This window comes from Algibacillus agarilyticus (genome assembly GCF_003286125.1).
Lineage (GTDB): Bacteria > Pseudomonadota > Gammaproteobacteria > Enterobacterales > Alteromonadaceae > Algibacillus > Algibacillus agarilyticus.
Genome location: NZ_QMED01000020.1, coordinates 84,537 through 93,625, shown reverse-complemented (window position 1 = coordinate 93,625; position 9,089 = coordinate 84,537). Strand labels below are relative to the sequence as shown.

The following is a 9,089-nucleotide window of genomic DNA, read 5'->3' as shown; positions in this document are numbered from 1 at the left end:
ATTCGTTTTAGGTTGTCAACCGTTTGAAGACGCAAACCTTCGACATCCGTTCCATCCGATTTCCATGCCTTATGAAACTCTTCTATACGCCAACGTAATTCGTAATATCTGACTAATCGCTGCGCATCTTCAGCATTCTTAATCGTTTCATTCGTATATAATACCCAGCGCAACGCTTCTTTATCATCACTGTCTTTTTCGTCACAAATAATCACATTACACGTCAACGAATCAGCTCCCTCTGCTCGTTTAGGTTTGCCAATCGTTATTGATTGATAGTTCAGAGTCATTTTGGCTTGCCTAGCGGGACGATTTCCTCGTTGTGCGATATCCACGGTATAACAGCACTGTCCAATGACATCTTCACTCAATTTAGATAGCTTGCCTCGTGGTTCTAGTAAATTTCTATTGGCCTTGGCTCTGACTAGATATCGATGCGCATGTGTATGATGGTAATTTAAGTATTCGTAAATGTCGGCCTCTCTATCACAGACGTCAATAATATTGCTTACATTACTGGCTCTGGCTTTTACCGATTCAAAACACTTCATCCAAACAGAAGATTCTTTATCTTCAAACTTACGTCTTTGCTGCTCTTCTCGAGTGCCTTTATTTTTATTTTCTCTAAACCAGTATTTTTGATTAGCCAGTCCAATCGTTTTTTCTGATTGAGCATCAAGGAGCAAAGTCGAATGAACATGCAATGAACGTTTTCGACTGGTCTTTGTTTTTGAGTTGCTCACGTTACCTAACTTACTAGCTACACTATGCTCATAACTCAGTTCCGTGGTGTCTTGAATAGCAAGAACTAAAGGAGAGTCTGGCAAGAGCTGACAGGTATGCGAATATCCAGACTCGGCAATATCATCCGGGCAGATAGCGTCGTTACGGATAAAACGATATGCAGCTTCAATGTGAGCGGGACTATCACAGGATTTAACAATGGAATCTCCAACATTATTGGATAGGTCCGATGCTAATTGTGTTAACCGACGAGTCCTGCGAGGGTCTCCTAAATTAGCATTGCCAAAAATCTGATTTGCCCATTGTTGCGAGGTAAGTTGCTGCATTGAAATTCATTACGAAACAGTATGTAATGGGTATTAGATCATATTTAACTCGCATTTAAAACTTGTGTATAAGAGACAGGGATGTAAGTACTTAGGTTTCGTCTGGAGCTAGAAACCTGTCCCTAAAACCCGATCGCTTTGACTATATATAATTTTCAATAGCGTAATCACGGTTCTCAATAAATGCACAAAGCTAGGTAAAATTTAGCTACGTTGTGATACTACCGGTTGATTTTTAACCGCCGTTACTGAGTTTTTGAACACGTATAGCGGCTCTGTTATTGACGATAATTAGTATTATTCTTCATTATGAATATATTCTTCAGAAAACTCGGTTTGTCTTTGTCTTTGTCTTTGTCTTTGTCTTTTATGCTATTGGCTTGCCCTACCCTTGGGTATGAAAAAACAATTAACCAAACGCTTAGTGTTTATTTTAATAGTCTAACGGCTTGTAAAACCGGACAAGTCACGATTCAAAGTACAATGTTATTTGCAGATTCAGAGCAAAGTATTAAACCCGACAGTGAAGTGTTACCAAGTGATCATGAAGTGATCGTACGTATTAATCATTGTGGTATAAAAGCCACATACTTAGCTTGGTTACGATACCAAAAGCCATGGTATACACTTTTATCGGTTAAGTTTATTAAGCAATAAAAAACCGCTAAGTTGATAAGCGGTTTTTATGTAAAGGTTTAAAGTGTTTATTACTGAAAATTTACATTTGTGATTGTAAATAATTTGGCAAGCCAAGCATTTTAATCAATCTAAGCTGTTGTTCTAACCAATGTGCATGATCGTTTTCAGTTTCTTCAAGTAAGGTTGTGAGCATATCGCGAGTCACATAGTCTTGCTCTGATTCACAAAGCAGAATAGTTTGTTTCAGTAAATTGCCTACCGCATATTCTACTTTTAAATCATTTTCTAACATGGTTGGCACATCATCACCGATCTGCAAACCATCTCGGGTAACCATATCTGGCTTACCTTCTAAAAAGAGAATACGCTCGATTAATAAAGAGGCATGCTGTCTTTCATCATCAGATTCATGCGATATGCGTTCGAATAGTTTACTTAATCCCCAGTCGTCGTACATACGAGAATGGATAAAATATTGATCCATCGCAGAGAGTTCATTAGCGAGTAATACATTCAATGCATCAATTACTTTAGTGTTACCTTTCATTATGCGTCTCCTGAAACTTGTGCTTGTAAATAATTTTGAATACCTAAATTGTCAATTTGATAAGCTTGTGTTTCAAGCCAATCTAAATGATTTTCTTCATATTCTAAAATCTCTTGAATAAGATCGCGTGATACGTAATCTTGTTCTTTTTCACAAATTGCTATCGCTTTCTTGAGTAAGGGGATTTGCTCTAATTGAAACTCGGTATCACAAGCGATCATTTCAACGGTATCTTCACCTATTTTTAAACTGCCTAAACGTTGCAAATTAGGCAATCCTTCCAAAAATAAAATACGCTCAATGAGTACATCAGCTTGTTTCATGTCTTTAATTGATTTTTTGTAGCACTTTTCATTTAGTGCCGACAGCCCCCAATTTTTATACATACGCGCATGTAAAAAAAACTGGTTAATTGAAGTGAGTTCGCTAGTTAAAACTTCATTAAGTAAAACAATGAGTTGGCTTTGGGTTTTCATGTGTTGCTCCTATCCATTTATTGGATTAGCAGATAATAATTTAATTCATCAATTGAGTATAATGAGAAATAGCATAAAATCAACTTTTTCTTTTAAAAACAATAACTTGTGAATATTAACTATTATCATTTATACCATGGTTATCAACCGTAATTCGATTCTAAAAAAAAGCCCAGCATAATAATGCTGGGCTATTTTATAAATTAGTTTGCATTAGGCTTGTGTGTTTACACCTGCAGCAGAAACCATAACCATTGCAGGTCTAACTAAACGACCATTTAATTCATAACCTTTTTGCATGACTGCGATAACGGTATTCGGTGGCACGTCAGGATTAGGAACCATTGACATTGCTTGATGCAATTCAGGGTTGAAGGTTTCACCTTCAGGGTTAACTTGTTTAACACCGTGTTTTTCAAGTGCATCAGTAAAACTTTTAAGCGTTAGTTCTACACCTTCTATCATCGGTTTTAAGTCGTCATTTTCTTTATCTGCACTTTCAAGAGCACGTTCTAAGTTATCAACGACAACAAGTACATCTGAGCTGAATTTCTCTAATGCAAATTTACGTGCTTTTTCAACATCTTGAGCTGAACGTCGACGAATATTATCAACCTCAGCTTTAGCACGCAAAACTGATTCTTGTTGGTCTGCAACGGTTCTTTCTGCAGCTGCTAATTGTTGTGTAAGTTTTTCAATTTGTAATTGTTCTTCACTTAATGCTTCAACTTCAACATTCTCAGCTGTTTCAACCACGACTTCTTCTTGCGCATCGTTATTGATATCTTGTTGATCATTGCTCATTTTAAAACTCCAATTTATTTCGACCTATCTCAGGTTATTCATTTCTGTATTTGACTTACTCATCGTTATAAGGTGAATAAGCTAGTAAATATGTTTAATGTTAAAGAGACCAAATGCTCCTTTTATAACAGCCAATTAATTTACTGTACGCAACAGTAACTTTTTTAAAGACAACTTTTGGCATATGTGGGGATTATTTTTAATGATTCAAGTCAAAAAATAAAATCGGTTTATTAATTACTTATTTTAAGGTTTATTTGTCTATTATTTGCCCATGTATTATTTTATAAATCAATTTTACAATTTACTTGTTGAAATCTAATTTTAATTTATTAAATCAGGTAAACTACTTACATTACAAAAAGTTGTTGAGCAATATGATTTCAAAATTCAAAACCGTCGGCTTAGTAGGAAAATCTAACCACCAAGGAACAACCGACACCTTAAAAAAACTCAACGCGTTTTTAACTTCATTTGATATAGAGGTTAAAATAGCGCACAAAACACACACTGACGATGAATACGCAAACCAAGAAATGTTATTTTCTTTTGGTAATTTATGCGATTTAGTGATTGTTGTGGGGGGTGATGGCAACATGTTAGGGGCTGCTCGTGCATTTTCTAAATGTGGTGTACCCGTGATCGGAGTTAATAGGGGTAACTTAGGTTTTTTAACTGATCTTAATCCCGAAGCTTTTGAGAGTGCATTAAAAAAAGTTCTTGCAGGTGATTATAAACTTGAAGAACGTTTTTTGCTCGATATTTGTTGTAAAAACCAAGAAGGCTGTGTTCGTTCAGGAAGCGCAGTTAATGAAGCCGTTTTACATTCAGGTCAAGTGGCAAGAATGTTAGAGTTCGAAGTGTTTATTGACGATACATTTATGTTTAGTCAACGGGCCGATGGTTTGATTTTATGCACACCAACAGGCTCAACTGCTTATTCACTTTCGGGTGGTGGTCCAATTCTGACACCGGGTTTAGAAGTTATTTGCTTGCAGCCAATGTACCCTCATTCATTATCGCATCGTCCTATTGTTGTAGATGCGCATTCGACTATTAAATTGGTGATATCAAAACCTCAAGTCAATATGGGCGTTTCTTGTGACGGTCATGCATCATTACCATTAGATAAAGGCGATGTTGTTGAAATTAAAATGCAAGAGCAAAAGCTCAAATTATTACACCCTAAAGATTATAGCTATTATAATGTGATCAGACGAAAGTTGAATTGGGGTAGCAAACTCTATTAATTTATATCCAATCGATTAATTAGAAAGCACACATTATTATATTAAAAAAATGCACAAACACTGTTGACACATACAGTGTTTGTGCAGTATAAATTATTACATATATTTTTATACAGTAGTTCACGAATATGCTAACTCAATTATATGTAAAAGATTTTGCCATTGTCGAAAATTTAGACATCGAATTTAATAGCGGTATGACAACCATTACCGGCGAAACTGGCGCTGGTAAATCGATATCAATAGATGCGCTAGGCCTATGTTTAGGTGATAGAGCCGATGCTAACATGGTTAGGCATGGCGCTGATAAAACAGAAGTGAGTGCGCGTTTTTCGATTACTAAAATACCTAATGCAATAAATTGGCTAGTAGACAACGAACTCGCAGATGGCTTGCCAAGTGACTGTATAATTCGCCGTATAATAAATTCTGAAGGTCGATCGAAAGCCTATATCAATGGTACACCTGTCCCCTTGCAGCAATTGAAACTCCTCGCTAATCATTTAGTTAATATTCATGGCCAACATGCGCATCAATTATTATTAAAAAATGATAATCAACTCGCATTGTTAGATGAATTTGCCTCACATTCTGATTTAATAACAAATACATTTAATGCTTATCAATACTGGTCTATGCAGCGAGCTGAACTAGCTAAATTAAAAAAGGCTGAGCAGCAACGCCAAGATAGATTACAACTTGTTGAGTACCAAGTGGCCGAACTAGACGAGTTTGCTATAGCGGAAGGTGAATTTGAACAATTAGAAGCAGAGCATAAAATACTCTCTAATGCCGTAGGACTCGTTAATGAGAGTCAATTAGCATTAACCATGCTTTTTGATAGTGATGAACACAGTGCTTGTAGTTTGGTGCAAAGTTTAGCGAATAAGTTATCTAATTTATCAAATATGGATGACTCACTGGTCCCTATTCAAACTTTGTTATCTGAAGCGTCGATCAACCTACAAGAAGCAAGCAGTGAATTACGGCATTATGTTGATGGTTTAGAACCTGATCCTGAACGGTTAATGCAGTTGGATACACGTATTTCGCAAGCCATGGATCTCGCACGTAAACACAAAACGACACCTGAAAATTTACATCAAGAACATTCAGCATTAACAATTGAACTTAAAGACATTCAATCGTCGAATGAGCTTTCAGTAACGCTTGAAAATGAAGTTAATGTAGCAGAAGCTCGTTATTGGGAACATGCAACTTTGCTCCACCAAGCACGATTTCAAGCCGCTGAACATTTATCTCAAGCAATAACAGAATCAATGCAAGCGTTAAATATGGCCCAAGCTCAATTTAAAATTGAAATTACACAATCAGGATCGCCAACTAAAAATGGTTCAGATAATATTGATTTTTTGGTTAGTGCTAATGTCGGTCAAGCATTGCAAACTATTGGTAAGGTCGCTTCAGGTGGTGAATTATCGCGGATCAGTTTAGCCATTCAGGTGATCACTGCAGAGCGAGTTTCGACGCCGACTTTGATATTTGATGAAGTGGATGTCGGTATCAGTGGAGCAACTGCTGCCATCGTCGGTAAGATGCTTAGAAAAATTGGTGAGAACACTCAAGTCATTTGTGTTACTCACTTGCCTCAAGTGGCAGCTTGTGGACACAATCAAATGCAAGTTCATAAAAACATGGATGAGCATCAAACACATACATCAATGCACTCACTTGATTCGCATGAACGAATTGAAGAGTTAGCGCGTTTATTGGGCGGTGATAAAATCACAGAAACCGCGATGGCGAATGCTCGAGAATTACTCATTGCTTAATAGCCCTCACCTTTCCTGATACAACTTCATACAACCCCCACTTAATTAAAGCGGGGGGATTGTTTTTTATAAATTCAAAACTATTTTATAAAGTGGCTGTAGCGAACACTTTGTTTTTAGTACAATATCAACATAATTAACTAAATAAGATAGAGTCATGTTATTTGTCGTATCACCTGCTAAAAACTTAGATTATGAATCGCCAACGCCAACAACTCAGTTTACTCAGCCAACGCTTCTTGATTATAGCCAACGCTTAATTGATATATGCAAAACATTATCACCACAAGAAATAGCAAGTTTGATGCACTTAAGTGATAAATTAGCAGGACTAAATGCAGCCCGTTTTGGTGAATGGCAACCACCATTTACCTCAGATAATGCTCGGCAAGCGCTTTTTGCATTTAATGGTGATGTATACACAGGCCTAGATGCAAGTTCGCTTTCTGATAAAAACATTGAATACGCGCAACAGCATTTAAGAATATTATCGGGTTTGTATGGCTTGTTAAAACCGCTGGATTTAATGCAAGCGTATCGGTTAGAAATGGGCACTAAATTAGCGAATGATGAAGGCAGTAACTTATATCATTTTTGGGGTGATGTGATCACAAATGAACTTAACACCGCAATCAGTAAAGTTAAATCAGACCACTTGATCAATCTAGCATCTAATGAATATTTTAAATCAGTAAAAATTAAATCACTCACAGCAAAAGTTATTACACCACAATTCAAAGATTGGAAAAATGGCCAATACAAAATTATCAGCTTTTACGCAAAAAAAGCGCGCGGTTTAATGGCTAGATACATGATAGAAAATGAAGTAAAAAGTATTGACGCTTTACTTAAATTTGATAGCGCTGGATATGGTTATAGTGAAGAGTTATCGACTGATGCCAACCCGGTCTTTATTCGGAATATTGCTGATAGTTAAAAGTGACTAAAATCAAAAAGCCACTTATAAAACATGATAAGTGGCTTTTAACGTTAATAACTCAATAAAAGTTATACGTCATAAGTCGTTGATGACGTATTGCCACCACGACCTGTCCAATTTGTATGGAAAAACTCGCCGCGCGCTTTATCTTTACGCTCATAGGTATGAGCACCAAAGTAATCACGCTGAGCTTGCAATAAATTTGCCGGTGAATTAGCGGTACGATAGCCATCGTAATAACTTAAAGCAGAAGATAAACAAGGCACTGAAACACCTTGTAATGTCGCTGTTGCAACAACTTCACGCCAACCTGTTTGAGTTCCACTTACCACTTTATTAAAGTAATCATCTAATAATAAATTTGATAATTCAGGATCAGTATCAAAAGCAGTTTTGATATTGTCTAAGAAAACAGAACGGATAATACAACCACCGCGCCACATTAATGCGATTGCACCGTAATCAAGCTCCCAATCATATTCTTTAGCGGCTTCGCGCATCACGGCATAACCCTGCGCATAAGAAACGATCTTGGACGCGAGTAAAGCTTGTTTTAAACTTTCCAAAAACGCCGCTTTATCGCCTGTAAAGGTAGGTTTTGGTCCAGCTAATACGCTTGAAGCTTGTACTCGTTCATCTTTTATGGCCGATAAACAACGGGCAAATACAGCTTCACCAATTAACGTTAATGGCACACCTAAATGTAATGCCGTTACACCTGTCCATTTACCCGTACCTTTTTGGCCTGCGGTATCTAAAATACTTTCGACTAACGGTTGGCCATCTTCTTTATAAGCTAAGATATCAGCTGTTATTTCAATTAAATAACTACTTAAATCGGTTGTATTCCAATCGGCAAACACCGCTTGCATTTCGTCGCCTGACATACCGAGTAAATCACGCATTAAAATATAGGCTTCACAAATTAATTGCATGTCGCCATATTCAATACCGTTGTGTACCATTTTTACAAAATGACCCGATCCGTCACTGCCAACCCAATCACAACAAGGAACGGTTAAGTCACCATTTTCATCGGCTACTTTTGCTGATATTGCTTGGAATATAGGTTTTAAATGTGGCCACGCTTCTTTTGCGCCACCGGGCATAATAGAGGGGCCTAAAAGTGCACCTTCTTCTCCACCTGACACACCACTGCCTACATATAATAAGCCTTGTGCTGCGAGTGATTTTGTACGACGGTTTGAATCTTCAAACTGACTATTACCACCATCAATAATAATATCGCCTTTTGAAAGGTGTGGGATAAGTTGCTCAATAAAATCATCAACCGGTTGACCCGATTTCACCATTAACATTATTTTTCTAGGTGTTTCTAGCGATGCTACTAAATTTTCTATCGAGTCCGCTCCGCGAATAGATTTACCCGCTGCACGACCATTTATGAAATTTTCGACTTTATTATAAGACCGGTTATAGGCAGTAACGGTAAAGCCTTTACTTGCCATATTTAGAATTAGGTTTTCACCCATAACGGCTAGACCGACTACACCAATATCAGATGTTTTTTTCATGTTTCTCCCCCGAGATAATGAATTGATATTCAGTT

Annotated in this window: 9 protein-coding genes; 4 read left to right on the top strand and 5 right to left on the bottom strand. The window is 37.1% G+C overall.

The features are described from left to right. Positions 1-1,070, bottom strand: a 1,070-nt coding sequence (locus tag DPX34_RS15130) for an IS4 family transposase (protein WP_111979291.1), incomplete at its 3' end; no start/stop codon positions are given. Positions 1,071-1,379: 309 nt separating this feature from the next. Here DPX34_RS15130 and DPX34_RS15125 point away from each other — a divergent pair. Next, on the top strand, positions 1,380-1,727 hold the full coding sequence (locus DPX34_RS15125; protein WP_157964745.1) for a hypothetical protein: 348 nt from the start codon (positions 1,380-1,382) through the stop codon (positions 1,725-1,727). Between the two features lie 61 nt (positions 1,728-1,788). Here DPX34_RS15125 and bfr (DPX34_RS15120) read toward each other — a convergent pair whose 3' ends face one another. From bfr (DPX34_RS15120) to grpE, 3 genes are all read right to left on the bottom strand, one after another. Then, positions 1,789-2,256 carry a bacterioferritin gene (gene bfr / locus DPX34_RS15120; RefSeq protein WP_111979289.1) on the bottom strand — a complete coding sequence of 156 codons (468 nt, stop codon included), beginning with the start codon at positions 2,254-2,256 and terminating at the stop codon, positions 1,789-1,791. Then, positions 2,256-2,732: a bacterioferritin gene (gene bfr, locus DPX34_RS15115; RefSeq protein WP_111979288.1), complete on the bottom strand. Its 477-nt coding sequence runs from the start codon at positions 2,730-2,732 to the stop codon at positions 2,256-2,258. Before bfr (DPX34_RS15115) ends, bfr (DPX34_RS15120) begins: the two co-directional genes overlap by 1 nt. A 213-nt stretch (positions 2,733-2,945) precedes the next feature. Next, positions 2,946-3,536: a nucleotide exchange factor GrpE gene (gene grpE, locus DPX34_RS15110; protein WP_111979287.1), complete on the bottom strand. Its 591-nt coding sequence runs from the start codon at positions 3,534-3,536 to the stop codon at positions 2,946-2,948. 377 nt (positions 3,537-3,913) lie between these two features. On the opposite strand from grpE, the gene nadK reads away from it, so the two are divergent. The 3 genes from nadK (at position 3,914) to yaaA (ending at position 7,516) form a co-directional block, all read left to right on the top strand. Further along, complete coding sequence (gene nadK / locus DPX34_RS15105; protein ID WP_111979286.1) at positions 3,914-4,786, top strand: NAD(+) kinase; 873 nt, start codon at positions 3,914-3,916, stop codon at positions 4,784-4,786. A 128-nt stretch (positions 4,787-4,914) separates the two neighbouring features. Continuing rightward, positions 4,915-6,579, top strand: coding sequence for a DNA repair protein RecN (gene recN / locus DPX34_RS15100; protein WP_111979285.1), 1,665 nt, complete (start codon positions 4,915-4,917; stop codon positions 6,577-6,579). Between the two features lie 157 nt (positions 6,580-6,736). Further along, positions 6,737-7,516 (top strand): peroxide stress protein YaaA, encoded by a 780-nt coding sequence (gene yaaA / locus DPX34_RS15095; protein WP_111979284.1) that lies wholly within the window; start codon positions 6,737-6,739, stop codon positions 7,514-7,516. A 71-nt stretch (positions 7,517-7,587) separates the two neighbouring features. Here the strand turns inward: yaaA and gnd are convergent, their stop codons facing one another. Beyond that, positions 7,588-9,054 carry a decarboxylating NADP(+)-dependent phosphogluconate dehydrogenase gene (gnd, locus tag DPX34_RS15090; protein ID WP_111979283.1) on the bottom strand — a complete coding sequence of 489 codons (1,467 nt, stop codon included), beginning with the start codon at positions 9,052-9,054 and terminating at the stop codon, positions 7,588-7,590. Positions 9,055-9,089 lie beyond the last annotated feature (35 nt).